The sequence below is a fragment of the Chitinophaga agrisoli genome, assembly GCF_008386695.1.
Taxonomy (GTDB): domain Bacteria; phylum Bacteroidota; class Bacteroidia; order Chitinophagales; family Chitinophagaceae; genus Chitinophaga; species Chitinophaga agrisoli.
Genome location: NZ_VUOC01000004.1, coordinates 515,155 through 540,078, shown reverse-complemented (window position 1 = coordinate 540,078; position 24,924 = coordinate 515,155). Strand labels below are relative to the sequence as shown.

At 51.0% G+C, this 24,924-nt stretch carries 23 protein-coding genes; 17 read left to right on the top strand and 6 right to left on the bottom strand.

From position 1 onward, the window contains the following. Nucleotides 1–23: 23 nt before the first annotated feature. Nucleotides 24–824 (bottom strand): hypothetical protein, encoded by an 801-nt coding sequence (locus F0L74_RS21385; RefSeq protein ID WP_149839950.1) that lies wholly within the window; start codon nucleotides 822–824, stop codon nucleotides 24–26. A gap of 355 nt (nucleotides 825–1,179) precedes the next feature. Further along, nucleotides 1,180–1,404, bottom strand: a complete 225-nt coding sequence (locus F0L74_RS21380) for a toll/interleukin-1 receptor domain-containing protein (RefSeq protein WP_149839949.1) — start codon at nucleotides 1,402–1,404, stop codon at nucleotides 1,180–1,182. A gap of 314 nt (nucleotides 1,405–1,718) precedes the next feature. On the opposite strand from F0L74_RS21380, the gene F0L74_RS21375 reads away from it, so the two are divergent. The 3 genes from F0L74_RS21375 (at nucleotide 1,719) to dinB (ending at nucleotide 5,790) form a co-directional block, all read left to right on the top strand. After that, entirely contained in the window at nucleotides 1,719–4,037 is a 2,319-nt protein-coding gene (locus F0L74_RS21375) for a T9SS type A sorting domain-containing protein (RefSeq protein ID WP_149839948.1), read from the top strand. Between the two features lie 188 nt (nucleotides 4,038–4,225). After that, nucleotides 4,226–4,453: a hypothetical protein gene (locus F0L74_RS21370; protein WP_149839947.1), complete on the top strand. Its 228-nt coding sequence runs from the start codon at nucleotides 4,226–4,228 to the stop codon at nucleotides 4,451–4,453. A 242-nt stretch (nucleotides 4,454–4,695) separates the two neighbouring features. Continuing rightward, nucleotides 4,696–5,790: a DNA polymerase IV gene (gene dinB, locus F0L74_RS21365; protein ID WP_149839946.1), complete on the top strand. Its 1,095-nt coding sequence runs from the start codon at nucleotides 4,696–4,698 to the stop codon at nucleotides 5,788–5,790. Here the strand turns inward: dinB and F0L74_RS21360 are convergent. Both F0L74_RS21360 and F0L74_RS21355 read right to left on the bottom strand, forming a co-directional pair. After that, nucleotides 5,787–7,574 (bottom strand): AMP-dependent synthetase/ligase, encoded by a 1,788-nt coding sequence (locus F0L74_RS21360; protein WP_149839945.1) that lies wholly within the window; start codon nucleotides 7,572–7,574, stop codon nucleotides 5,787–5,789. The two genes, dinB and F0L74_RS21360, sit on opposite strands and share 4 nt — an antisense overlap. Before the next feature lie 74 nt (nucleotides 7,575–7,648). Continuing rightward, nucleotides 7,649–8,659 carry a helix-turn-helix domain-containing protein gene (locus F0L74_RS21355; protein WP_149839944.1) on the bottom strand — a complete coding sequence of 337 codons (1,011 nt, stop codon included), beginning with the start codon at nucleotides 8,657–8,659 and terminating at the stop codon, nucleotides 7,649–7,651. A gap of 79 nt (nucleotides 8,660–8,738) precedes the next feature. Between F0L74_RS21355 and F0L74_RS21350 the strand changes: the two genes are divergently transcribed. The 5 genes from F0L74_RS21350 to F0L74_RS21330 all read left to right on the top strand — a co-directional run bounded on the left by F0L74_RS21350 (nucleotide 8,739) and on the right by F0L74_RS21330 (nucleotide 13,862). After that, entirely contained in the window at nucleotides 8,739–9,569 is an 831-nt protein-coding gene (locus F0L74_RS21350) for an aminotransferase class IV (RefSeq protein WP_188316101.1), read from the top strand. A gap of 45 nt (nucleotides 9,570–9,614) precedes the next feature. Further along, nucleotides 9,615–10,193: a TetR/AcrR family transcriptional regulator gene (locus F0L74_RS21345; protein WP_149839942.1), complete on the top strand. Its 579-nt coding sequence runs from the start codon at nucleotides 9,615–9,617 to the stop codon at nucleotides 10,191–10,193. A gap of 126 nt (nucleotides 10,194–10,319) precedes the next feature. Next, nucleotides 10,320–11,060, top strand: coding sequence for an SDR family NAD(P)-dependent oxidoreductase (locus tag F0L74_RS21340; RefSeq protein WP_149839941.1), 741 nt, complete (start codon nucleotides 10,320–10,322; stop codon nucleotides 11,058–11,060). Nucleotides 11,061–11,260: 200 nt separating this feature from the next. Continuing rightward, entirely contained in the window at nucleotides 11,261–11,728 is a 468-nt protein-coding gene (locus tag F0L74_RS21335; protein WP_149839940.1) for a (2Fe-2S)-binding protein, read from the top strand. Beyond that, complete coding sequence (locus F0L74_RS21330) at nucleotides 11,721–13,862, top strand: xanthine dehydrogenase family protein molybdopterin-binding subunit (RefSeq protein WP_149839939.1); 2,142 nt, start codon at nucleotides 11,721–11,723, stop codon at nucleotides 13,860–13,862. Before F0L74_RS21335 ends, F0L74_RS21330 begins: the two co-directional genes overlap by 8 nt. A gap of 66 nt (nucleotides 13,863–13,928) precedes the next feature. Here the strand turns inward: F0L74_RS21330 and F0L74_RS21325 are convergent, their stop codons facing one another. Then, a complete protein-coding gene (locus tag F0L74_RS21325) occupies nucleotides 13,929–14,138 on the bottom strand; it encodes a hypothetical protein (protein WP_149839938.1) in 210 nt (69 codons plus the stop codon). A gap of 258 nt (nucleotides 14,139–14,396) precedes the next feature. Between F0L74_RS21325 and F0L74_RS21320 the strand changes: the two genes are divergently transcribed. The 7 genes from F0L74_RS21320 (at nucleotide 14,397) to F0L74_RS21295 (ending at nucleotide 19,227) form a co-directional block, all read left to right on the top strand. Then, complete coding sequence (locus tag F0L74_RS21320; RefSeq protein WP_149839937.1) at nucleotides 14,397–14,930, top strand: hypothetical protein; 534 nt, start codon at nucleotides 14,397–14,399, stop codon at nucleotides 14,928–14,930. Between the two features lie 127 nt (nucleotides 14,931–15,057). Continuing rightward, the gene (locus F0L74_RS21315; protein ID WP_149839936.1) at nucleotides 15,058–15,183 is read left to right on the top strand and encodes a J domain-containing protein; all 126 of its coding nucleotides are present in this window, start codon (nucleotides 15,058–15,060) and stop codon (nucleotides 15,181–15,183) included. Next, nucleotides 15,180–15,320 (top strand): hypothetical protein, encoded by a 141-nt coding sequence (locus tag F0L74_RS33350; RefSeq protein ID WP_188316099.1) that lies wholly within the window; start codon nucleotides 15,180–15,182, stop codon nucleotides 15,318–15,320. Before F0L74_RS21315 ends, F0L74_RS33350 begins: the two co-directional genes overlap by 4 nt. Nucleotides 15,321–15,337: 17 nt before the next feature. Beyond that, nucleotides 15,338–16,339: a hypothetical protein gene (locus tag F0L74_RS21310; protein WP_149839935.1), complete on the top strand. Its 1,002-nt coding sequence runs from the start codon at nucleotides 15,338–15,340 to the stop codon at nucleotides 16,337–16,339. A 201-nt stretch (nucleotides 16,340–16,540) separates the two neighbouring features. Beyond that, nucleotides 16,541–17,308 (top strand): hypothetical protein, encoded by a 768-nt coding sequence (locus tag F0L74_RS21305; protein ID WP_149839934.1) that lies wholly within the window; start codon nucleotides 16,541–16,543, stop codon nucleotides 17,306–17,308. Nucleotides 17,309–17,470: 162 nt separating this feature from the next. After that, on the top strand, nucleotides 17,471–18,631 hold the full coding sequence (locus F0L74_RS21300; RefSeq protein ID WP_246197785.1) for an XdhC family protein: 1,161 nt from the start codon (nucleotides 17,471–17,473) through the stop codon (nucleotides 18,629–18,631). A 17-nt stretch (nucleotides 18,632–18,648) separates the two neighbouring features. Further along, nucleotides 18,649–19,227: a nucleotidyltransferase family protein gene (locus F0L74_RS21295; RefSeq protein ID WP_149839933.1), complete on the top strand. Its 579-nt coding sequence runs from the start codon at nucleotides 18,649–18,651 to the stop codon at nucleotides 19,225–19,227. Nucleotides 19,228–19,303: 76 nt separating this feature from the next. On the opposite strand, the gene F0L74_RS21290 is transcribed toward F0L74_RS21295, so the two are convergent. Then, entirely contained in the window at nucleotides 19,304–19,672 is a 369-nt protein-coding gene (locus tag F0L74_RS21290) for a hypothetical protein (protein ID WP_149839932.1), read from the bottom strand. Nucleotides 19,673–19,878: 206 nt separating this feature from the next. Here F0L74_RS21290 and F0L74_RS21285 point away from each other — a divergent pair, with 206 nt between their 5' ends. Both F0L74_RS21285 and F0L74_RS21280 read left to right on the top strand, forming a co-directional pair. Next, the gene (locus F0L74_RS21285) at nucleotides 19,879–23,070 is read left to right on the top strand and encodes a SusC/RagA family TonB-linked outer membrane protein (protein ID WP_149839931.1); all 3,192 of its coding nucleotides are present in this window, start codon (nucleotides 19,879–19,881) and stop codon (nucleotides 23,068–23,070) included. A gap of 25 nt (nucleotides 23,071–23,095) precedes the next feature. After that, nucleotides 23,096–24,916 carry a RagB/SusD family nutrient uptake outer membrane protein gene (locus F0L74_RS21280; protein ID WP_149839930.1) on the top strand — a complete coding sequence of 607 codons (1,821 nt, stop codon included), beginning with the start codon at nucleotides 23,096–23,098 and terminating at the stop codon, nucleotides 24,914–24,916. Nucleotides 24,917–24,924: the final 8 nt, after the last annotated feature.

Below are 24,924 nucleotides of genomic sequence, written 5' to 3'. Positions count from 1 at the left end.
TTTTGAGGTGAATGAGCTATCTGTTATTTACGCAGGGTATAATCCAGTGAGAACTTTACCACCGGCGATTTTAATAATTCAATATTGCCGTGATTTGTATACTGATAAACGCCCAGTTTTGCGCTGATAACCCGGTTTATTTCTATTCCCGCATCAATGGCATAACCCAATAGATAGCCATTGTCGATCAAACCCTTCCCAAACATGCGCTCATATTCCCCCTGTGATGAAATGGCGGCTACAAACTTTGCCTGTGCGTAGAAGATGCCCATATTTTCGGGGTCGTCAGGCGTCCAGGCGCCGGTTTGGAAAGAAAGGCCGGCATTGATCATCCCATTAAAGAAATGGAGGTTTTCACCCGTAATGCTGTCTTTCCCGTTGATCAACCGCCCGCCTGCCTGGTAGGCAAACTCAAGTCTTGTGACCGTGGTGGATGGAATGATTAACTGCAACCCGCTAAACGATAGGTTTACAGTACCGCCAATGGGGTTTAATAAATTAGAAACGGTGGTCTCATTTAATTTGTCGCTGCCAAACGCATTCCCGGAGGCGCCGGTGTAAATGAACAGGGGCAGGTAGAATTTATCCCGCTCGCCAATGTTGATGCGCAGTAAGCGTGCAGATGCCAGGATATTACCATCGGTAAGAAAGTCCACGAAGCCGTTTTTTAGGACCTGCACATCTGCTTCTTTGTAATCCTTCTGGGGATTTACCAACGCCGCCCGTTTATAGGCCGCCCGGTAATCGATATCCACGATCTGGCCAAAGGTCTTTACGTACAGGAAATTAAATGCCACAAAAAAGAATAAGAGTGCTCTTTTCATAAATACGGGATTTGTAAAACAGGTATTGGTATTTTGAACGTTTTATTGCCGGCCGTGACAGATCACCAGCCCGCGCAGGGGTTTTCAAGAAAGACGGGGGTGATGCGTACCAGAAGCTTCACGGGATCGTTCACATAATATAGGTCTGATTTCGGTACAGATCAATGGTTAGTCCCAATAATTACAGTAATAATAGTGCAAAAAAAACAAATTAATGTAAACCGCCTATCACACGTAAGGGGGAACTGTTGTTGCCAGCCCTTATATAGACAATAATTTCCTCAACTCCGCCAGCTGCTTTTGCAGATAACCCTCATCTATTAAAATATACGCCGTTTCCCCACCTTCCGGCGAGTCAATATTTGTTCGTATGTTTATCAATATCACCCAGGATCAGGTTATACTCTACGCCTACGCCGCCTTTATTCTCCTCCGCCTTCCGTTTATAGGCCCGGGATAGCACAACCACCACCTTATCGGAGTCCTGGATGGCGTAGTTCATCATAGTGGAGAAGTCGATGGACGAACGTTCCGTCGTTTTGTTATAGCTACCAACCGGAAATAAAAAAGCTACCGCCATTCAAAAACTAAACTATTCAAAAAAGCTTATCCACCTCTAATCTCCTGACAGTCACCTACCAAAATTTCTCTCCGCGGATCAGAAATTTATGTAGCTTTATATTGTAAATAAATAATACGTGTGGCCCTGCCTATGAGATAAGATGAAGCCCTGAATTGTATCCTCTAAATAACCGGTTAAGCGCAGCTCCATCTCCTTCAGCACAAGCCCGTAAATGAAAAACCAGTATATGTTCAACCCGTGAACCTTGCCAGCAGTATTAGCTGCATATCTTCCTGTTTGACAGTTTATTCATTCACCCATAATCCTTTTTTATGTACAAAAAATTTTATCCTATCAAACCCTTTTTGGTCCTATTGTTATTTCTGGCAAGCGCCAGCACCGCGCTGCGCGCTCAGCAAGCCTCGTTAACCATCACCCGTACAAACACCACAGCCGGGGGAAGCGCCGATAACCCCGGGGTTAACAACATCCTGAAGTTTACTATTACGGCCAAAAACACTGGAAGCACAACACTCACGAACGTTAAATTATACAATGCTATCCCGGCAGGCGTCACCTACCAGTTAGGCACTACCAGGGTAAACAACGTTCCGGTACCGGATGCCAGTGGCAAAATGCGCTTTTCCAACCCTGCGGGAACATTAATAGGCACTGGTAGTCTTGCTGCCGGCGCAACTACAACAATAGATTTCAATGCGCAGGTAAGCGCCAGCGCAGGGTTTATAACGGATTACGCCACACTAAGGGGAACCCAGGGCGTAAATAATATTGTTCAAAATGCCACGGGAGCATCCAGCCATATTGATGGCGGGCCTAAGGCCGGCATAATTTATCAGGTCACTGATGAGCAGCCCGACGATTCGACTTATTATGTTCTCAGGGACCAGTTTGGAACGTTCTTGTATAATGGCCGTGCAAACCCTTGTTTTGATGCGCTTACCGGGGTACAATATCAAAGTGGCTCCCTATTAAGTGATACACGCGCCATCGCTATGGACATCACCGGGCAGCGGCTCTATTTTATTAACAGATATCAGGTCCCTGTGGGCGGCGATCTCAATTTTATTTACTTTCCAACCAATAATAATCCCAATGCACAAACATATAGCGGGTTTCAGGTAGAACCGGATCTGAGTGGTCCCGGTTACATTATTGACAAGATGACGGCGGCATCTAATGGATTCTTTTACGCGCTTACAGATAATGGCCAGGATTTGACACAATTTAGCATCACCAGCTCCGGCGCTCCAAACATTCTCAACCTGGGGCCCCTGGTGAATGATCCTTCGAATGGCGCCAACGACGTACTGGCGGAAACCGGCGGGGATCTGTTTGCCGCTTCCGAAGGAAAATTATATCTGCTTTCCGGTTCTGGTAAACTGTACCGGATAAACCCCGCTACGCTGGTAACGCTTTACATGGGCACCATCAGCAACCTGCCTGCTTCCGGTATCAAATCGGCAGCAATGGATAATAATGGCACGTTGTATATCGGTGGTAACTTTCCGCCATCATCAGGCGTCGCGCCTTCCAGCATATTTACCGCTAACCTGGTTACCATGACGGCTACGCTTGTGGGCGCCTCCGGCTATATAAATAGTGATTTCGCCAGTGTTAACATTCCTGTACTGGCGCATTTAATGACAGCCAACCAGTCTTATCTGAATAAAAGCGGACATCTCTTTGTCCTCGCCGGCGATACTGTGGAGTACTCCATTGAAGTGGGCAACATCGGCAATATGAGTGCCACCAACGTAAAAGTGTTTGATACCATTCCCGGATTTGCCCATTATCTTGCCAATTCCACCACCATGAATGGTGTTCCCGTGGCGGACGTAAACGGTAAAATGCCTTTTACCGTTACAGGCGGCCGGCTGGTCAATTCCACCGGGGCGACGACCGGCATGGTTGTACCGGGCAATAATGTGGTGATAAAATTCCAGGTAACAACAGACCCGCTAAAACCTGTCTGCAATTATCCGCAGGTTATCTACCCCGGTATAGATGGCGCCATAATAACCTTGCCGGCCAATATGCCGGCTCAGAACGGCATAGAATCCAACTGCTTTTTCTCCGATGGCGTGATCTGTGGTTGTACGCCTATGTTCACCGGTACCCTCAGCAACAACCAGCCGCTATTGCAATGGTCTGTGGAAAAAGAAGATAATATCGACCATTATGAAGTGGAATACGCCGCCGGTAACAGCAGCCAGTTTAACCCGGTAGCCAGGGTAAACTCCGGTATAACTAAGCTCCCTAAACATCAGCTGATTGACAAGTCCAACCCGCTTACCGGTTTAAGCAACTACCGCTTGAAAGTGGTGCAAAAAAGCGGTCAGATTACCTACTCTGATACCGTACAGCTCAGCCCCATGGGAAGCGTTCGCGTACGCCCCAACCCGTTCCATGAAGACCTGAACCTGCAGGTACAGTTAAAAACAGCGGAACAGGTACAGGTAAGGCTGGTTGATATAAATGGCAGAACAGTGCTTACAACCCGGGAAAAATTGAATGCTGGCGCCAATACAATGAATATAAAGGCGCCGGCGGCTTTAGCCCCCGGCATTTATGTGCTGGAGCTGATGGTCCGTAACCAGCGCTTATCGCAGCAAAAGCTGGTTAAACAGTAAACCCGGGGACAATAATGTAATGTAAATAGGTTATCCTGTTAGATATCAAAGGCCCAATTGCGCCGCGGTGCATCAGTGTATCGCAGTGCAATTGGGCCTTGCATTTTGGGGGATGCCAGGTTGTTCCTGTTTATATTTGTACGTTATAAACGGAGGATCAAACGCAAAAACACTAACGGGGATATAATATGAACAGGTTTATCATATTTACAGTAATACTGATCCTTTGGGCTGGTTACAAGGCCATTGCACAGGATTTTGATAGTGCAAGGGTCTTTCCCCTCCATATGAAGGCAACATTCACCGTTCGTATAACAAGAGACCTGGTACGGAACCAGGCAGACACCATAATTGTGCTGGATAGTGCCAATGCAGATGCAGCCTATGCCCTGTTTCAAAACGGAATAAAGGATTAATTCCTGCAAAAATTATCTGCTAACTATCTGGATATCAGGCTGGGTATTGAGTTTTTCCGGAAAGGAAAGCTAGCGGGTTATATTTGGGTTACCCCATACAAAAAACTATTTATCGATGATAGGTTATATGCCTTTGATGAGAACAAGCTGAAAAAGCTATACAGGATCAATCCAGCCTTGCCCCGGTTGATGGGCCTGTGATGGGTACCGGTCTTCCCTTATCTTTGTACCGCCAAACCGTCATGCAAACCACCACTCCACCACCGCTGCGTAAGATCATCCACATCGATATGGATGCTTTTTACGCATCTATAGAGCAACGGGACTTTCCCGAGCTGCGCGGCAAAGCCATTGTAGTAGGCGGCTCACCAGAAGGGCGGGGCGGGGTAGTGGCCACCGCCAGTTATGAGGCACGCAAATTTGGGGTGCGTTCCGCCATGCCTTCCAAAAAAGCGCAGCAGTTATGTCCGGAAGCCATTTTTGTACGCCCCCGGTTCGATGTATATAAAGAGGTCTCCCGCCATATCCGCGAGATCTTCCATCGTTACACGGATCTCATAGAGCCGTTATCCCTCGATGAGGCCTACCTGGATGTTACAGAAGACAAACTACAGATAGGCTCCGCCATCGAGATCGCCAAATTGATCAAACAGGCCATTAAGGACGAATTACAGCTCACCGCTTCCGCGGGCGTGTCTGTCAATAAGTTCGTAGCCAAGATCGCTTCAGATCTCCAGAAACCGGACGGCCTCACCTTCATTGGCCCATCCGGCGTGGAGGCTTTTATGGAAAAACTGGCCGTGGAAAAATTCCATGGCGTAGGTAAGGTCACGGCAGATAAGATGAAACGTATGGGCCTGTACACGGGGGCAGATCTAAAAAAGCTCTCAGAGTCAGACCTGGTACAGCACTTCGGTAAAACGGGCCGCTTTTATTACCGCATTGTGCGCGGTCTGGACGACCGCCCCGTGGAGCCCCACCGCGAAACAAAATCCATGAGCGCAGAAGATACCTTCGCCTATGATCTTACCACCATCGATGAAATGAATGAAGCGCTGGATAAGATCGCGCAGATCGTACATACGCGCCTGTTAAAGTATAATCTGAAAGGGCGCACCGTTACGCTTAAAATAAAGTACAGTGATTTCCGGCAGATCACTCGTAATCAGTCTTTTCCGCAGCCGTTCAATGACCTGCAAACCATCCTGTCCACCGCAAAACAATTGCTCCTCGGCACTGATCCGGAAGATAAGAAGATCCGCCTGCTGGGCGTCGGCTTATCCAATTTCGGAGAGATCTTACCGCCCTCGAACGGCCAGCAGCTGGAACTGTTTTAAGGTGCATACATCCCCTCCACCGCCTCCCCATACTTCTCCAATATCACCTTCCTTCGCAAACTCAACTTCGGCGTCAGCTCCCCATTCGCTACATTCCACTCATCCGCCAGCAAGGTAAATTTCTTCACCCGCTCCGGTGAGCTAAAGTATTGGTTGAAGCCCGTCACGATACCTGTATATAATTCAATCACCCTTGGGTGATGGATTAATGTTTCGTTGGAACTGAAGGGGATGCCGTGCCGCGTGGCCCAGGCACGTAAAGGGCTAAACGCGGGCACGATCAGCGCAGCGGTGTATTTCCGGTCAGCGCCCAGCACCATGGCATGTTCTATAAATAGTGATTCCTTTAGTTTGTTCTCTACCGGCAACGGGGCTACGTATTTGCCTCCACTGGTTTTAAAGATCTCCTTCTTGCGGTCTGTGATCTTCAGGTATTTACCTGCTATCAGCTCGCCTATATCCCCGGTATGGCACCAGCCGTCCCGGATGGTGTCTGCGGTCAGGTCCGGGCGTTTATAATAACCCATCATCACATTGGGGCCCTTGCATAAGATCTCCCCGTCCTCCGCTATCCTTATCTCAATACCATCCAACAGGGGCCCAACGGTGCCGAACATACGATCGGTTACTTCGTAACGGTTCACGCTGATCACTGGCGAGGTCTCCGTAAGCCCATAGCCCTCCAGTATAGGAATACGGGCGGCGGTGAACAGCCGGATCAGCCGTACCTGGCAGGCCGCGCCGCCTATGATAATGCCTTTGATATTATTGCCAAGCGCCTGCCGCCATTTGCTGAATACCAGCCGGTTAGCCAATGCCAGTTGCAGGCGGTAACTAAGTGCCTGCGGTTGGTTGATCTCATACCGGCAGGCCAGGTCATGCGCCCAGTAGAAGAGCCGCTTTTTAGGGCCTGTCAGCTGCGCGCCTTTTTCCATGATGCGCTCATATACTTTTTCCAGCAGGCGGGGTACGGTGGTAAATGCATCCGGACAAACCTCCCGCAGGTTCTCGCCAATGGCGTCCAGGTTTTCCGCATAATACACCGGTATACCCTGGAACAGGTACAGGTAAGTCATCATCCTTTCAAAGATGTGGTTCAGCGGTAAAAAGCTCAGCGCCCGGGGCCGGTGCGTAAAAGGAGGGATCAATGGCAAACAGGCCTTTATATTACTGAGGATATTCCCGTGCGACAGCATCACCCCTTTGGGAGTGCCCGTAGTACCGGAGGTGTAAAGGATAGTGGCCAGGTCTTCCTCGCGGATGCTATTGGCGATAGCTGCTGCCCGGGTTATGGAGGCGGCGTCTGCCCGCTCGGGTAGCTGCGACCAATGTGGCGCATCTGTTACGGGGTCAAAACTGTAGATGGTCTCCAGCGTCGGCAATTGCGCCTGCAAATACTGCACCTGGCGGAATAGTTCCGCGTCCTGCACAAAGACCATCTTTACGGCGGCGTCTTTTAATATAAAAGCCAGCTCTGTGAGATGGATGGTAGGGTAGATGGGTACCAGTACCGCGCCGCAGCGTTGTACGGCCAGGTCCAGCATCACCCATTCCGGGCGGTTGTTACAGATAATGGCGATCTTATCCCGGTGCTCCGGATCCATATCCCGTCCGCTGATGCCTGCCTGCAACAGGCCGGCGCTCAGGCGTATAACGGTATCCGTGATCTCCTGGGAGGAATAGCTTCTCCAGGCGCCCTGCTCCTTGGCAGCCAGCATATCCGGCAATGGGGCATGGTCGGGAAAATGCGTAAGACAGTCGAACAAACGACAGGCATCTTTCATAACATATGGAATGCGGTGGTTACTTGAAGGCCAGGAAGGATGCTACTGCTTCCTGTTTAGTAACTACAATTTATCTAATTTTTCTGATAATTGGCCGGGCTGCTGCCGGTCCAGCGTTTAAATGCCCGGGTAAACGCGCTTAGCTCATTATAACCCAGTATATAGGAGATCTCTTTTATAGGATAGGTGCCGGAGGCCAGGTAATGCAGGGCCAGTGACTTGCGCACCCCCTCTGCCAGCTGCTGGTAGGTGATGCCTTCTTCCTGCAGGCGGCGCTGCAGCGTGCGGGCGCTGGTGTTGAAATTAGCCGCCAGGTCTTCCAGGGTGGGAATGCCCAGGTAGGCGTTGGCCAGCAGGTAACTGCTAAGCCGGGTGCGCAGGTGGGGGATCTGGGAGATGCCATCCTGCAGGGCGCTTACTTTTTGCAGCAACAGCTGCTGCAGTTCATAATTGGCGCTCAGGATGGGTAGCTCCCATAACCGGGGCGCAAAGTCCAGCACATAGTCCGGCGAATGTTCAACAGTATGGCAGCGCAGCACCCGCTGGTATTCCGGGAGATGTTCCGCCGTTACGGGCATCTTCACACGCAAAGGGCTTATCTTTTCCAGCACCAGCCCATCCAGCTCATGCAGGGTATAGGCCATGAACAGGTCCATCATCTGCCGGAAGGCAAAACCAGTAGCGGTTGAATGAGTGGCAAAAGGAATAAACTCCACCCGGCAGCCCAATTTATCATGGCTTACCTGCATGCCAAACAGATCCGTAATAAGATGGGTGAAACCCGCCGCCTGCGTAAGCGCTTCGCCTACAGTGGCGCTGTGTTGTATGATCAGCCCCACCGCGCCTAATGCAGTTGCCTGCATAGATTCGCCCAGGTGCAGGCCAAACAGCGCATCCTTGCTCAGCGCGCAGGCATGTTGCCATAAAGCTTCCAGCTGCTGCGGTCTCAGGGCCAGGGGCGTACTGCTGTTGTGCTGCACCGCCTGCAGGGATATGTCCGCCAGGGCGCACAGCTCCTGCGGCGGCACATCCCGTTGTGCGGCATAGGCCAGCAGGCGTTGGATAATAGCTTTTTGCAGATCCATGGAACAGCGGTCTTTATCGCCGCAAGATACCGCTATGCAAATAAAATCCAGCGCAGTATCTTCAACAAAAATAAAGCAGGTGTTATACTCGTTCGTCAACCATAGTTTTGTGCCCGCCACGGAGGCCAGCCTGGGCGTGTCCGATCTCGCCCTCCAGCGCGGTTATGGCATCTTTGATTTCTGTAAGGTCCTCAATGGCCGCCCCATTTTCCTGGATGATCACCTGGACCGCTTCTATAATTCCGCCAGCTATATGCGCCTGGCCATTCCGCAGGACCGCGAAGGCTTAAAAGCTATCTTGTCGGAGCTCCTGCAACGCAATGGCGCGCCGGATGCCGGTATCAAGATCTTGCTCACCGGCGGTTATGCAGAAGATGGGTACAGTATGACCGCTCCCAACCTGGTCATCACCCAGTACGAGCTGAAAATGCCCGCAGAAGCAGCTTTTCAGAAAGGCCTCCGGCTCATCAGCCATGTACACCAGCGCCAGCTGCCGGAAATAAAGACCATCGACTACCTCGTGGCCGTTTGGATGCAACCTGTTATAAAAGAACAAGGGGTAGACGATATACTTTATCACCGGCACGGCCTGCTCTCAGAATGCCCCCGCGCCAATTTTTTTATCGTTACCCAGGATGATACCGTGGTAACCGCCGGCCGTAATGTGCTCAAAGGGGTGATCCGCAAAAAAACGCTGGAGCTGGCCCGGGCTATCTACCCGGTAGAAGAGCGGGATGTAACGCTGGAAGAAGCCCTGCAAGCCAAAGAGGCGTTTATCACCAGCACCACCAAACATGTGATGCCCGTATTGCAGCTGGATGGGCTGGTGATTGGCAACGGCCAGCCCGGTAAGATCACCACCGCCCTGAGCCGCGCCCTTAACACCTATGTAAAAGAACAATCCCTGTAATTGCTATTTGGAACATTCGTTCAAGTATTGTAATTTTGCAACATCATGGCACGTAGTAAAGCATTTGATCCCGGAGAAAGATTGGAAAAAGCCCGCGACCTGTTTTGGGAAAAGGGCTACCATGCCACTTCCATGCAGGACCTGGTAGAAGCAATGCGCCTGAACCGTGGCAGCATCTATGATACCTATGGCGATAAACATGCCCTGTTTATGCAATGCCTCACCAATTATGGCGCGGATACGCTGGAGGATTATAAAGCCGCTGCAGTAGATGCGCCCTCGCCCATTAAAGCGGTGGAGTGTATCATCCGCAGGGCCATGGACCGCGCAATTGAAGAAGGCAAAGCCTGTATGGTGGTAAAATCATCCTTCGAGCTGGCAGAGGGGGATAAGGAAGTGCATAGCGTGCTGAAAAAAGATGGCGCCCGGCTCATAAAAGTGTGTGAGGAGCTGCTGGCAAAAGCGCAGGCCGCCGGCGAGATCCCCGCGGAAAGAGACACCGTGATGCTGGCAAACTTCATTGTAGCCAGTTTTACCGGGCTGTGGCAGACAAATATTATTTCCAATAACAAAAAGCTGGTCAGGCAGATGGCAGACTTCTTAATTGAAGTAGTAAGGCATTAAGCCTTTTTTTATGTCTGATTATTGAACGATCGTTCTGTTATAGATAATTTATAACAGGACGGGGGGCCGGCTTGCCCGTATAATAACACATTATTTAGCATCTATAAAGACTCAAAACATCAATCTATGAAACGTTTAGAAAATAAAGTAGCCCTGGTAACGGGCGGTAGTCGTGGTATTGGCGCAGCTATTGCAAAACGCCTGGCGGCAGAAGGCGCAGACGTAGCCATTACATATGTAAGCTCCCCGGAGAAAGCGCAGGCCGTAGCCAAAGAAATTGACGCTACAGGCCGTAAAAGCCTGGTCATTGCGGCTGATAACGCCGATCCCGAAGCGGTGACCGCCGCCGTAAATAAAACGGTAGCGGAGCTTGGGCGTGTAGACATCCTCGTTAACAGCGCCGGCATCTTTGACGCCCGGCCGTTTGAAACGCATACCATGGAGGATTATGACCGTATGATGGACATAAACGTAAGGGCGGTATACGTAGCCATACAGGCTGCCCTGCCACATATGCCCAACGGCGGCCGTATCATCACCCTGGGCAGTAACCTGGCAGACCTGGTAGGCGCGCCGGGCATGACGCTCTACTCCATGAGTAAATCAGCGCTGATAGGCCTTACCAAAGGCCTGGCCCGCGATCTGGGCGCAAAGGAGATCACCGTAAACCTGGTGGCGCCCGGCCCCACAGATACGGATATGAACCCGGCCAACGGCCAGTATGCGGACTATCAGCGCGGCAAAATGGCCATCCCCAAATATGGCTCCGCGGAAAATATTGCAGCCATGGTTGCTTTAATAGCCAGCGAAGAAGGCCGTTCCATTAATGGTGCAACCTTAACAGTTGACGGCGGCGTGAATGCTTAACGAGTAGTATTTGTATATATAACGGGGCTGGCTCCTATAGCGGGTTTCAGCCCCTTTTTTATGCCTGCTATTTAATTAAATAGGTAAGTAGTAGCAGGCGGTCTGCAGCCTTGTTTACCGTCAATGTATTTTCACTTTACCAGTCTGGAATATTGTGCTATATTTCTGGAAATACCCTCTAAATCCACATTAGCATCAATATGGCTGTATTCAATTTAACCATCAACAAGGAGGACTACAAAGTAGATGTAGACCCTCAGATGCCGCTGCTCTGGGTGATCCGCGATTTTGCGGGATTAACCGGCACCAAATATGGCTGCGGTATTGCGCAGTGCGGCGCCTGCACAGTGCACCTGGATGGCACGGCAGTGCGGTCCTGCTCTATTCCCGTTTCTTCCATAGGCACACAGAAAGTAGTGACCATCGAAGGGTTGTCGGAAAAAGGCGATCACCCGCTGCAGCTGGCCTGGGAAGAAACAGATGTGCCGCAATGCGGTTACTGCCAGGCCGGACAGATCATGAACGCTGCCTCCTTCCTGAAAGATAAACCGCACCCTACCGATGCGGAAATTGATAACATGATGTCCGGCAATATCTGCCGCTGCGGCACCTATAACCGGATCAAAAAAGCCATACAGCTGGCGGCTAAAGGAGGTGATCATGAGTAACGCCACGATGAACAGAAGGAATTTCCTGAAGATAGGCGCCACCGCCGGCGGCGGACTACTGATCGGGATGGAATGGCTGGCTGCCTGTCATCCCGGCGCCAGCGGCCCGGCTACCATGCAAACACTCAACGCGTTTATCAGGATAGGGACCGATGGCCTCATCACTATCATGGCCCCCAACCCGGAAATAGGCCAGGGCGTAAAAACCGCCCTGCCCATGATCGTAGCGGAAGAGCTGGATGTGGACTGGAAAAAGGTGATCATCGAACAGGCCGCCCTGGACACAGATAAATATACCCGCCAGGTGGCCGGCGGCAGCGGCTCCGTAAAAAGCAGCTGGGCCCCTTTCCGTCAGGCAGGCGCAACCGGCCGCCAATTACTCGTAAATGCCGCGGCAGATAAATGGAAAGTAGACCCTGCTGCCTGTACCACGGAAGAGGGCGTGGTATACCACAAGGCCAGCGGTAAAAAAGCTACCTATGGCGAGCTGGCAGAAAAAGCCGCTACCATGCCGGTACCTAAAGACGTAAAACTGAAGGATCCAAAATCCTTTAAGATCGTGGGCACCAGCAAAACCAATTATGATCTGAAAGACATTGTGACCGGTAAACAGAAATACGGTATCGATACCAAACGCGAAGGCATGTTGTACGCTACCATCGTACGCCCGCCGGCGTTTGGACAAACACTGGTCTCTTTTGACGATAGCGCCGCGCGTAAGATGAACGGCGTATCCAACGTAGTGCGTTTCGATAACAAAATAGCCGTACTGGGCCGCAGCACCTGGGAAGTAATGCAGGCCGCCAAAGCCATTAAGGCGGAATGGAAAGACGATGGTACGCTCGAAAGCACAGACGACTATAAAAAGAACTTCGAGAAAACGCTGGCCAAACTGCCGGATGAGCCCAAACGTAAGGATGGCAATATCAAAAAAGGATTTGCCGGCGCGGCAAAGATAGTGGAGGCGGCCTACGAATGTCCTTTCATCCCGCACAACACCATGGAGCCCATGAATTTCTTTGCCCACGTAAAAGACGGCGGGGTAGAGCTGCACGGTCCTATACAGCTGCCGGAAAAAGCGCGTAATACCATCGCAGATAAATTCAAGTTCCCCAAGGAAAAGATCACGGTGATGACCACCCGCATGGGCGGCGGCTTTGGCAGAAGATTGATGACAGACTTTATAGAAGAGGCAGTAGCCGTGTCCCAGCTGGCCAAAGCGCCCGTAAACGTGATCTGGAAACGTGAAGATGATATGAGCGGCGGTTTTTACCGGCCCATGGCCCTGTATAAATACAAAGCCGCGGTAGACGCCAATAATAAGCTTATCGCCTGGCATCACCACTCCGTTGGCGTAACCGGCAATACCGCCCGGGAAAACAATTTCCCCGCCGGCGCTGTTGCCAACCTGCAGGTGGATACCCATGAGTACAAATCGCCCGTGACCACCGGTCCCTGGAGAGCGCCCATCCATAACTATATTGCCTACTCAGAAGAGTCCTTCCTGGACGAGATAGCCCACAGCACAGGCAAAGATCCGGTGCAACTGCGCCTGGAACTGCTGGCGCAGGCAAAAGCAAATCCCGTAGGCAAAGTGGATTACGATGCGGACCGCTATGCCGCCGTAATCAAAAAAGCGGCGGAAATGGCTGGCTGGGGTACTAATAAACCGGGCGTATACCTGGGCTTTGGCTCCCATTTCTCCTTTAGCTCCTATGCTGCGCAGGTGGTGGAACTGGCTAACGTAAACGGACAATTGAAGATCAATAAGATCTACTGCGCCATTGACTGCGGCATCGTGGTCAATAAAACCGGCGCTATGAACCAGGCAGAAGGCGCCATGATCGATGGGCTGGGCCACGCCATGTACGGTGAGCTGACCCTCACCAAAGGCAAACCGGACCAGCACAACTACGACACATACCGCCTGATCCGCATGCGCGAAGCGCCTCCCGTAGAGATACATTTTATGGAAAACACCATAGATCCCACAGGCCTGGGAGAGCCCGCCCTGCCGCCGGTAGCCGCCGCATTGAGTAATGCCATATTCGCGGCCACCGGACAACGGTTAAGGTCGCAGCCCTTCATTAAACATGAAGAGGTGTTTAGCATGCAGAAGAAAACGGAAGTATAAGTAAAAAGGTTTTTGGAAATAGGCCGTTGGTTATTGGCAACTTAAAGCTGCTGATGGCCAGCGGCTTCATATTTCATCTTCATCGAGATAGAAGCAGCCTCCCCGCACGCCGGAACATGCAAGGAACTTATTGAATACGGCCGCAAGGGCGGTCGATTCTGCGGCCCAGCGGCGAACCATGTTATATTTTCCTTCCGTACCATTTACTGGCTTTGTATATCCTGTCACCACCAGTTCTGAGCCATCGCAGCCTTCCCTGCCGTTATCTGTCTTCAATCCCCAGAAATCTGCATAGTGAATGCCTTTCAATAAAGCGTTCCAATCATCCGGGGTGAGCTGCTTTGTAACATGGTTTATTATCTTTGGTGCCGTCTTCCCATGGCCCTTTTCATAAGAGCAGGACGGTTAAAAAAAGAGCTGTTTTCATTGCATTTATAGGGATCTTCAGTATAGGGATTTAAGTGCGTTAAATTACAATTAAATCTGTTACATAATGTGTGTTTGATATCTTTACAGGATATTTGTCAATGAATTATGAGCACCCGTTTTAAGAAGATCATCCCTATACTGCTGGTATTTTATTTGTGCGTGATTATATTCACAGATATTTCACTGACCGGCTTCTGGACAGATATCATTTGTTTCAGTCTGTTGTTTACTTTAACGGAGGTATTTTTGTTTAGGAGAGGCGATGGATCCAGACGCTCGATAACGCTTAGGAGATTTATTGGGGTAGCTGTTGCTGGCGCGTTGGTCTTTTTCGTCTTCCAGTTTACTAACCCATTCATGATAGACACGTTCAAGCTTCGGAGCTTTTATTTCCAAAACGTTGACGGACGTCTTTTTAATGCCTATTTTAAACCAGTGGGAAGTTATTCCGGCGGCTACGGGAACTTTTGGATAACGGAAACCCCTGCATATTTTCCGTTCGTTGAATGGGAGGTTTATTATAACAGAACGGTCGATTGGGATTTTGATGACGATAACTTTGACGGCCAGCCGGTAGATAATTATGAAGTCGTCAGAAGTTATATCAGATCCGAAGTTATCAACAAAAAAGATGAGTAGGTCCAGGTAAATAATCAGCTATTCCTCCGCCCGCAGTCTTGTCCGCCTGTGTCATTTGCAACAGAATGCATATTTTTGCCGGATAAGATCGTCATTTGATTGAGCCCATTCACCCGTACCTATTATCATGACTAACTATTACGAAATCCTGGAACTGGAGGATTTTGCGGACATTGAAGCCATTAAGGCAGCCCACCGGAAGCCTTCCAAGTTATACCACCCTGACCTGAACAACGGCAGTAAACTACTATGAAGTATAAAGATGATGAGACATGGTCCTATGGGAACGGCGTAGTTACTTTTAAAGCAGGAGTAGTAATATCATATAAGAACATAGATGGTAATCTGCATGTCCGGGAGGAACAGACGCCCACACAACCACAGTATTAAATGTAACCTGATATATTATGATGAAAGCAGTCTTTGGTTTTTCGACCCTATTATTCGCCGGCCTTGCCGCCCAGGCCCAGGTTGGCACATACCAGACGATCAATCTCCCTAACACGTATGTTAACACCATCACCACGAGGTTGTTTACATCCAATTACCGCTCCGGCCTTGTTAACGAGAGCAATGGATCTATCAACTTTGGCCTCACTGGCGCAAAGGCCAATAGTTTCCGCTATCGCTGGCTCGCGCACGATAATGGCGCCATTGATTATTCCCTGGATACGGACCTGCTTATGTTCCTGGATGGTCTCGGTAATTTGTCCGTCAAAGGCGGCCTTTCCACGACCGGCAATGTTGGAATAGGAGGGTCCGCCACAGGAGATAAGGTAACGGTGGACATGGGGGCCACCCGGGGCGTTTTCAATATCACCAGCGATGGTGATGGCATGGCTTATACAGATTTTAAGCTGAGCGTAAAAACGGTCACAAACATCGCCACAGGCAAGCCGCAGCTGTGGGAAGCCTCCCTGCGCAAAGACGGTTATTTCAGCGCGGACCTTACAGGTCCTACCCTGGAATTCTATTCGCTGAATAAAGGCGGCGGATACTATGCGCCCCTGCTGCTCAAATCCAACGGTGATATTATACTGGCCGGCGCGCGCAACGCTGTTAACGGCAATGTGGGAATAGGCACCACAGATACCAGGGGTTATAAGCTGGCCGTAAATGGGGATGCCATTTTTACTAAGATAATAGTAAAAACGTTCACCACCTGGCCGGACTATGTCTTTGAAGGAAACTATGCCTTACCTTCCCTCGCAGAAGTAGAACAGTTCATTAAAACCAACAAACACCTGCCGGATATGCCGCCCGCCGCGGAAATAAAGGAGAATGGCATGGATGTGGAAGAAATGAACCGGAAATTGTTGCAGAAGGTCGAAGAGCTCACCCTGTATATGATCCGGCAACAAAAAGAGATAGCTGAGCTGAAACAGCAGGTCAGCACCCTGACAAAATAATGGGTGCATTTTTCTAACAAGCGTCAATATTTTTTTGTATATTGATCAATCGGGACAAACCGGCAGATGGCGATGTACCATCTGCCGGTCGTACCCCGGGTCCCTATAGCCCCTTACACCCCGGACATTACCCCTTTTTCCCGTTACACGCTGCACCTGCCTCAAATAAGCAGACTTATTGTTAACATAAAATCCCTCATTATGAAAAAACAATGTTTTGTTATTGCCTTTGCATGTGCTGCCCTGTTCATGGCCGCCTGCAACAAACACGATCTCCCCAACATCCCCAAAGACAAACGGTTCCTGGTAAAAGAGCTGAAATACGGAGATCGTAATTATGCCTTCCGGTACGACCATGATGGTTTTATAGACACTATCGCTGTATCCGGCGTGCACGGATTTTCCTATGTATACCAGGTGGCGCGCCATGGCGCCAGGATCGATTCCGTAGCCCTTATACGGAATGGCGCCGTTGAATCCACCAATGCGGATATCCGGTATGACCAGAAGGGCCGGATCATCGGGTTTACTTATTATCTATACGCCTTCTACCAGCCATTTCCTTCCGTGATCACGTTAACTTACGGGCCCTCCGGGAATATTGCCACCATAACACGCAATTCCACTGGTGGCACAGACCTGGATACCCTTACATTTAACCATCGCAATGACCTGCAGCGCTGGACGCAGGACTGGGGTTCCCGGGAGGTAACAACCTTTACATTTGACGCGTACCAGAATCCGCTGCACTACATTGACGGCCTGTTTGTGATGTTTGTGGAAGAAACCTTTTTCTGGGAATATATATTCAGTGAGCATAACAGTACCGGTAAGGTGCGGCAGTATCTCAATATTACGGAAGTCACGACTATTCAAAACCAGTATGATACTCATCAGCGGCTTATAAAGAAAAACATCGCGTCCAGTGCCAGCGGGCAGGATAGCCTTATGATCACCTATTTCCATTAATGTGGCAGGCGTCCGATAAACCTGTTATGATCACTTTTCAAAAAAATAATAGTAGATGCCGTTGCAGCCTGGGTACCCAATTTTCGACTAACGGCGGCAATGAACGACGAACAACGCCCAGCTCCCCATGCAGAACTTCCCGGTATTTCGTAATTTAGCGATATGATGAAGGAGCTCAAAGATATTGTGGCCGCTTTTGATAAGGCACAACAGCAAGGACAGCAAACGGCCCTGGCTACGGTGGTATTGGTAGAAGGCTCTGCCTACCGCCGCCCCGGCGCCCGTATGCTGATAACGGAAAACGGCCAGCTAACCGGCGCTATCAGCGGCGGCTGCCTGGAAGGAGATGCACTACGGAAAGCCCAGCAGGTGATGTACAAACAGAAAGCCATGCTGGTAACCTATGACACAACAGACGAAGACGACGCCAAATTAGGGGTAGGACTGGGCTGTAACGGCATCATCCATATATTAATAGAACCTATCCTTACCGCAGACCCGCAGCATCCGCTGCAGCTGTTAAAGGAATGGCTGCACCAACGCCAGACCGCGGTGCTTACTACGTTATTTTCCCTGGAAGATAAAAAAGGCGCGCAGCCAGGCACCGCTTTACTGCTCACAGAAACCGGCATAACGCGCAATGCCTTCCTGGATAATGCAGACTGGCCGGATAATGCCCTGGTAGAAGACGCCCGCGAAGCCCTCCGCACCCGCTTGCACCGTACCCGGGAATATACATTTACCGCTACCTTCACCGCTTTTATAGAGGTGCTGGAACCGGCGCCGCGCCTGCTCATCTTTGGCGCAGGCAACGATGCCATTCCCCTCACCGCCATGGCCACCGTACTGGGATGGGACACCACCGTGATAGACGGCCGCCCTGCCTACGCCACCGCGCAGCGCTTCCCCAAAGCCGGCCGTGTGCTGGTATCCAAACCGGATCAGGCGTTGCAGCAGCTCGATATCGACGAGCGTACAGCCGCCGTGCTCATGACGCACAACTATAACTACGACCTGGCCATGCTGCGGCAATTACTGCCCCTGCAGCTGGCTTATATAGGCTCCCTGGGCCCCAAGAAAAAACTGGAACGTATGCTGGACGAGCTGCGCGAAGCCGGAGAGATCATCCTCCCGGAGCAGCTGGAAAAAGTATACGGCCCCACAGGCCTTGACATTGGCGCTGAAGGCTCCGAAGAGATCGCGCTCTCCGTCTTATCAGAGATAAAAGCGGTACTGGCAGGTCTTAAAGGTACCTCCCTGCGCGACAAGAACGCACCTATCCATTCACCTATCACTGCGCCGGTCACTTCCAGCGCTGTATAAACGATATCAGCTTTATCATGACAGGATTGATCATATTAGCGGCCGGCGCCTCCACCCGGATGGGCGCCCCGAAACAGAATTTGGTATTTAAAGGTAAAACGCTGCTGCAGCACGCCATCGACACCGCCATCGAATCGCACTGCACACCCGTGATCGTGGTCAAAGGCGCGCACGCCGTGATCATCTCCCCGGAAAACCTCCCGGCAGACAGGGTCTCTATCATAGATAATCCCAACTGGCAGGAGGGACTGGCTTCCTCCATCCGCACCGGTATCTCCGCCCTGCAACAAAAAGCCCCCGCCGCCACCGGCGTGATCCTCATGCTCTGCGATCAACCCTATGTAGAAGCAGCGCATCTCAACGGCCTCATGCTCAAAAAGCTGGAAACCGGTAAAGGGATCATCGCCAGCTACTATAATGATACGATGGGCGTACCGGCATTGTTTGATAAAGCATTCTTTCCGGCGCTGTTATCGCTGGCAGGAGAGGAGGGCGCTAAAAAATTATTATATCAATATGAGGATGAGGTTACCGCGGTGCCGTTTCCATTAGGCAGTGTGGATGTGGATACGCCGGCGGATTATGAGCGGTTGTAGGAAGATGGTTAGGGATTATTCGGCGCCAAATCTTATCTTTTTGGAGCCATTAGGGCCGGCAAAAACCCGCAAACGTTTAGTGCGTTTTTTTAACATGGAGTACCTGGCCTTTCTTAAATTGCTGTTGTGGTTTTTGGGGGATGTGCTCGATGTATTCAAAACTGCCGTCTGGCATTTCGCGTACCACCCAATCATCTTTTAAATAGGTAATTGGTAGTCCCAAAGCCCTGTTTTCATTAATAGCATTGGTGGCAGCTCTTTCTCCTATTATGGAGAAGAAAATATCGAAATTGTGGTCTTCTATTTCGCTGAGATCGCTATTTTTAAGCTGGCGAAGAAAAAAATTATCTGCGCGGCGGGCATGGTAATCAACTGCAGGTTCTTCTATCTTCATGATACTATTGCCATAATGCCGGACTACTACTTTCTTTAGTTTCCTTTTCATATAATATCATTTTCGGATTACCTAAGTTACGATTTTTCTCCCGGCTTCCCACCAATTTCTCCATACATCTGTACAATTTTCCATTCTTCTCCCACTCGCTTTATCCTACATTAGCGCCAACGAACCTGTATTGCGACTTTTATTGTGAACCCGCTGTAGTGTAGTACGTATATCCGATTCCACGAACACCCAAAATCTGAAACACTATGTGTACATCCACATCACGCAGTGGGACGCCCTTCCCATTTGCGGCAATTTTCATTTTTGCCTTACTCGCCTGTAGCAGCCTCCGTTCACTCGCTGCGGTAATACCGCCGCTCACAATCACCGGCCGGGTCACCGCTGCAGAGACCAACAGTCCGCTACCGGGCGTGACCGTGGCCCTGAAAGGCAGCAGCACAGGTACCGTTACAGACCAGAACGGCCATTACCGTATCACCGTCAGCGATAACCAGGGCACGCTGGTATTTTCCTTTATTGGTTATGTAAAAAAAGAGGAAGCCATCAACAACCGTAGTTCCATCAACATCACGCTTTCGCAAGACCTGGCCGCTATTGAAGAGGTGGTGGTCGTAGGGTATGGCACCCGTAAAAAAAGTGATGTAACAGGTTCGCTCTCCTCGGTAAGCGCCCAGCAGCTCAAACAGGTGCCGGTACAAAGTATCTCCCAGGCATTGCAGGGGCGTGCTGCGGGGGTAGATGTGGCGGCCAGCAGCTTCCGGCCCGGCGATAACCCGCAGATCCGGATCCGCGGTAACCGCTCCCTCAAAGCTACCAACTATCCCCTGGTGGTGCTGGATGGCATACCCTTGCCGGATAGCTCCAGCATCAATGATTTTAACCCTTCAGACATTGCCTCCATCGAAATACTCAAAGATGCATCCGCTACCGCCATCTATGGTTCCAGGGGCGCCAATGGCGTGATCCTGGTCAGCATGAAAAAAGGTAAAGCGGGCGCGCCTTCCGTTACCTATGATGGATATGTAGGTTTCTCCAAACCGTTAACCACCCTGGATATGATGGACGGCGGCGAGTTTGCGGAGCTGCGGCGGGAGGCCTACCGCAATAACAGCCGGCTGGATGATTATACCACGCCATTCCCTAACCCGGTGCAGGATTATAATTTCCTGTTCAAATCGGACCCGTATATGTGGGAATCCGTGGCGCAGGGATATGAGTGGGTAGATAAGGCTAACCTAATCCCTAAATACCGCGCGGCAACAGACCAGGAGCGGCAGCAGTTTGCGGCCTACGGTTTTGGCTCTTTTGATTCAGTACCGGTATACGATCCAAAGAAAGTACGTACCACAGACTGGGCTAAGCTGGCCCTGCGCACGGGCATCAAACAAGACCACCAGGTAAGCGTATCCGGCGGTACGGAGAAAGTAAGGGTAGTGCTTTCCCTGGGGTATTATAACGAAAGCGGTATCCAGAAAACGCAGTCCTTTGAGCGCTATAACGTGCGGTTGGGGCTGGATTATAACGTGAGTAAGATCATCCGCGTAGGCGGCTCTACCATGGCCAGTGTGGCCAACCAGCAATATGGCGCGCCTATGTACTTTAATGCCATTGGGGAATTGCCTATAGCTGTTCCTTACGATAGCACAGGTGAGCGCATCTATCAGCCCGGTGGCGACCCGCTTATCTTTAATCCGCTGTTTAACCTGGAGAACGTGATTGACGAGCGCCGTACCACCCATGTGATGGGCAGTTATTATGGCGAGGTACAACTGCTGGATGGTCTGCGTTTCCGCATGAACTTTGGGCCGGATTACCGCCATTACCGCCGCGGGCAGTTCTATGGATCGCTGAGCACTAACCGTAACCGCGGCACCTCCCAGGCCATTTACGATCAGCAGCAACGTTTCTCCTATGTGCTGGAAAACCTGCTGTATTATGATAAAACATTTAACCGCCGGCATAGCCTGGGCCTTACGCTGCTGCATAGTATCCAGAATGACCGCTATGAGGCCTCCGGTATCACGGTCACCAATCTGCCCTATGATAAGCAGCTGTTCTATAACCTGGGCTCTACCAATAACAGCGGGCCGGATGCTTTTAGCAGCGACTATACCCGCCGCCGCTTGATGTCTTACATGGGCCGGGTGAACTATACGTTGCTGAACCGCTACCTGCTCACCGTGTCCGGCCGTTTTGACGGCTCCTCCGTGCTGGCCCCCGGTAATAAATGGGAGTTCTTCCCTTCTTTTGCGCTGGCCTGGAAAATGCAGGAAGAGTCTTTTCTCAAAGGGCTTTCTTTCCTGGATGAGCTGAAGCTGCGCGTAGGTTATGGCAAAACGGGCAACTCCGCCATAAGCCCCTATACGGTGCAGGGCCGCCTGGCAAAAACACGTTATGTATGGGGCGATAATCCCGCCTGGGGATACCTGCCCAACCTGATCGCCAATCCTAACCTGAAATGGGAAGCTACTTACCAGCTGAACGGCGGCGTGGATTTCTCTTTTGCCAAAGGGCGTATAAGCGGTACCGTAGACTGGTACCAGGCTAAAACAAAAGACCTTATTATGGACCGGCAGGTGCCCACAGCATCCGGCTTTGGGTTTATACAGGAAAACATTGGCTCTACCCGCAACCGCGGCGTGGAAATAAGCCTCTCTACCGTAAACCTGGAAACCAATGGCGGCTTCCGCTGGAATACAGACCTTGTTTTTGCGAGAAACAAAGAAGAGATCACAGAGCTGTATGGTATGCAGAATGATGATATCGCCAACCGCTGGTTTATAGGGCAGCCAACTACGGTGTATTACGATTGGAAACCTATTGGCATCTGGCAAACCAATGAGGCAGACGCAGCCTCCGTATACAACCGTAAACCGGGCCAGGCCAAGATCCTGGATGTAAATAATGATAAGGTGATAGACGCCCGCGACCGGATGATCATTGGCAATAACGTGCCGGATTGGTCCGGCAGTATCGTGAACACGTTTGCCTACAAAGGGGTGGAGCTCTCCTTCTTCTTTTACGCTCGTATGGGGCAGATGGTGGCCAGCGCTTATTACCGCCCCTCCCTCGCCGGCCGTTATACAGAGATGAAGCTGGATTACTGGACGCCCATCAACCCCTCTAATGTGTACCCACGGCCCCGCCAGGACCAGGAGCGGATCGATTACCCGGAATCCTATCTCTACCAGAAGGCCTCCTTCATCAAACTGCGGAATGTATCGCTGGCATATAACCTGCCTAAAAGCTGGCTTACCCGCCTGCGCATGCAAAGCCTGCGGGTATACGTAACGGCATACAATCAATGGCTGATCACAGACTTCAAAGGACTGGACCCTGAGTTCTCCGCCAACTATATGGTGAACGTGAACGACCAGCTGATAGAAAACAACCTGAGCGATAAAAGCATGGTGATAGGCCTGCGCGTAGGTTTCTAACCCATCCACCCATAAACTGAATACGATGCAAAAGAGCTTATATATAATCATGGCCCTTATACTGCTGGGCGCCTGTAAAAAGTTCCTGGATGAAGAGATGGTCACACAGATCTCTTACGAGTATTACGAAACAGAAGCCGGTATAGAAGACCTGGTAGATGGCGCCTACAGCGAGCTGCGCTACCTGTTTAACGGGGAACAGAGTTTTACCCTGTTCAACTACGGCGTGGACGAGTACACCCAGGCAGCCGACGGGCAGAACAAATATTTTGACGACTATACGGCGCAGCTGAACCCATCATCCGCAGCTTACCTGCATGATATGTGGACAGCCTACTACCGCGCCATCAATGCCTGTAACATCGGCATTGAAAAGATCCCCGGTATTAATGGACAGCAATTTTATATCAACGAAACAAACAAGAACCTGCGCATTGCGGAGCTGCGCTTCCTGCGCGGGTTCTATTATTTCATGCTGGTACAGCAGTTTGGCGCGGTGCCGCTAACGCTGCAGGGCGATATTACCGTACGGCTGGAATTTTCCCGCACACCGGTGCCCGCGGTATATGAAAGCATCATCAGCGACCTGCGTTTTGCGGAATCCATCCTGCCGGCTACCCAATCCCAGTACGGGCGTATTACCAAAGGCGCCGCCCGGCATTTCCTGGCCAAGGTGTACCTGACCAGGGGCAGCGCGGTAACAGAACAGCGCGGGCAAAAAGGCACGGATATGGACAGCGCCGCCTATTGGGCTAACCTGGTGATCACAGACGGGCCTTACCAACTGCTGGATAACTATGCCGATCTCTGGAACATCAACAACCAGGAGAACCGGGAAGTGATCCTGGCCGCCCAGTTCAATAATAACGCCTTTATGCTTAATGGCTCCGGCAACCGGGCGCACCTGTATTTCCAGATGGTGTACGATGTGGGTAAACCTGGTATGCAACGGGATATCCTTAATGGCCGCCCTTTCCGCCGCCTCATGCCTACGGACTATACCATGGATATCTTTGACCGTAAGAATGATTCCCGCTTCTATAAAAGCTTCCGCACGGTATACCTGTCCAATCACGAGCCCAGCATTCCCAAATGGACGGCCGCCAATGCGCCGGACCCCTCGCTGGTAGGACAGCCCAAGTTCCATTTAGGCGATACCGCCGTATTCCTCACTATGCACAAGAACATCAGCGATGCGGACATCGCAAAGAAGCCTTACCTGTGGATCCCGCGCAACAAGTTCAACAAACAGGATTTCCTGACCCTGGTCAAACACCTGGATCCCACCCGCCTGGATATCTCTACAGAGACCGCCGGCCGTGATGGCATCTATGCCCGCCTGGGCGAGACCTATCTTATTGCCGCAGAAGCCTACGGCCGCCAGGGCAATTATGCCCGCGCGCTGGAATACATAAATACCCTGCGCCGCCGCGCGGCCTATAAACAGGGAGAGCCTAAATCGCCGCAGTACTGGATCTCGGAAGGCGGGGCCATGGGAGACCTGAACGGCACGGAAAACCTGGTACAGGTAACAGAAGCCGCTTTTGACGTGAACGATCCGCACGAGAATTACCCGCCCTCCGCCAACGACAAGGGAAAACGTTTTATCGCCTTTATGCTCAATGAAAGAACACGGGAGCTGCTGGGTGAGTTCTACCGCTGGATGGACCTGGCCCGTACAGAAAGCCTGGTGGAAAGAACGAAGCTGTTTAATCCGTCCGCGGGCGCTATACTGCCTTTCCATAAGCTGCGGCCCATACCGCAGCAGCATATAGACCGGTTGTTTAAAGATGGCGTGCCGTTAACGCCGGATGAACGGGCGGCAGAGCAGAACCCCGGTTATTGAAATCTTTT

Coding starts and splice junctions, on each gene's coding strand:
- F0L74_RS21340 (WP_149839941.1), top strand. CDS start 10,320: ATGAAACGTTTAGAAAATAAAGTAGCCCTGGTAACGGGCGGTAGTCGT.
- F0L74_RS21330 (WP_149839939.1), top strand. CDS start 11,721: ATGAGTAACGCCACGATGAACAGAAGGAATTTCCTGAAGATAGGCGCC.
- F0L74_RS21375 (WP_149839948.1), top strand. CDS start 1,719: ATGTACAAAAAATTTTATCCTATCAAACCCTTTTTGGTCCTATTGTTA.
- dinB (WP_149839946.1), top strand. CDS start 4,696: ATGCAAACCACCACTCCACCACCGCTGCGTAAGATCATCCACATCGAT.
- F0L74_RS21310 (WP_149839935.1), top strand. CDS start 15,338: ATGATGAAAGCAGTCTTTGGTTTTTCGACCCTATTATTCGCCGGCCTT.
- F0L74_RS21335 (WP_149839940.1), top strand. CDS start 11,261: ATGGCTGTATTCAATTTAACCATCAACAAGGAGGACTACAAAGTAGAT.
- F0L74_RS21300 (WP_246197785.1), top strand. CDS start 17,471: ATGATGAAGGAGCTCAAAGATATTGTGGCCGCTTTTGATAAGGCACAA.
- F0L74_RS21305 (WP_149839934.1), top strand. CDS start 16,541: ATGAAAAAACAATGTTTTGTTATTGCCTTTGCATGTGCTGCCCTGTTC.
- F0L74_RS21320 (WP_149839937.1), top strand. CDS start 14,397: ATGAGCACCCGTTTTAAGAAGATCATCCCTATACTGCTGGTATTTTAT.
- F0L74_RS21315 (WP_149839936.1), top strand. CDS start 15,058: ATGACTAACTATTACGAAATCCTGGAACTGGAGGATTTTGCGGACATT.
- F0L74_RS21280 (WP_149839930.1), top strand. CDS start 23,096: ATGCAAAAGAGCTTATATATAATCATGGCCCTTATACTGCTGGGCGCC.
- F0L74_RS21290 (WP_149839932.1), bottom strand. CDS start 19,672: ATGAAAAGGAAACTAAAGAAAGTAGTAGTCCGGCATTATGGCAATAGT.
- F0L74_RS21370 (WP_149839947.1), top strand. CDS start 4,226: ATGAACAGGTTTATCATATTTACAGTAATACTGATCCTTTGGGCTGGT.
- F0L74_RS21345 (WP_149839942.1), top strand. CDS start 9,615: ATGGCACGTAGTAAAGCATTTGATCCCGGAGAAAGATTGGAAAAAGCC.
- F0L74_RS21285 (WP_149839931.1), top strand. CDS start 19,879: ATGTGTACATCCACATCACGCAGTGGGACGCCCTTCCCATTTGCGGCA.
- F0L74_RS21295 (WP_149839933.1), top strand. CDS start 18,649: ATGACAGGATTGATCATATTAGCGGCCGGCGCCTCCACCCGGATGGGC.
- F0L74_RS21355 (WP_149839944.1), bottom strand. CDS start 8,659: ATGGATCTGCAAAAAGCTATTATCCAACGCCTGCTGGCCTATGCCGCA.
- F0L74_RS33350 (WP_188316099.1), top strand. CDS start 15,180: ATGAAGTATAAAGATGATGAGACATGGTCCTATGGGAACGGCGTAGTT.
- F0L74_RS21380 (WP_149839949.1), bottom strand. CDS start 1,404: ATGGCGGTAGCTTTTTTATTTCCGGTTGGTAGCTATAACAAAACGACG.
- F0L74_RS21360 (WP_149839945.1), bottom strand. CDS start 7,574: ATGAAAGATGCCTGTCGTTTGTTCGACTGTCTTACGCATTTTCCCGAC.
- F0L74_RS21385 (WP_149839950.1), bottom strand. CDS start 824: ATGAAAAGAGCACTCTTATTCTTTTTTGTGGCATTTAATTTCCTGTAC.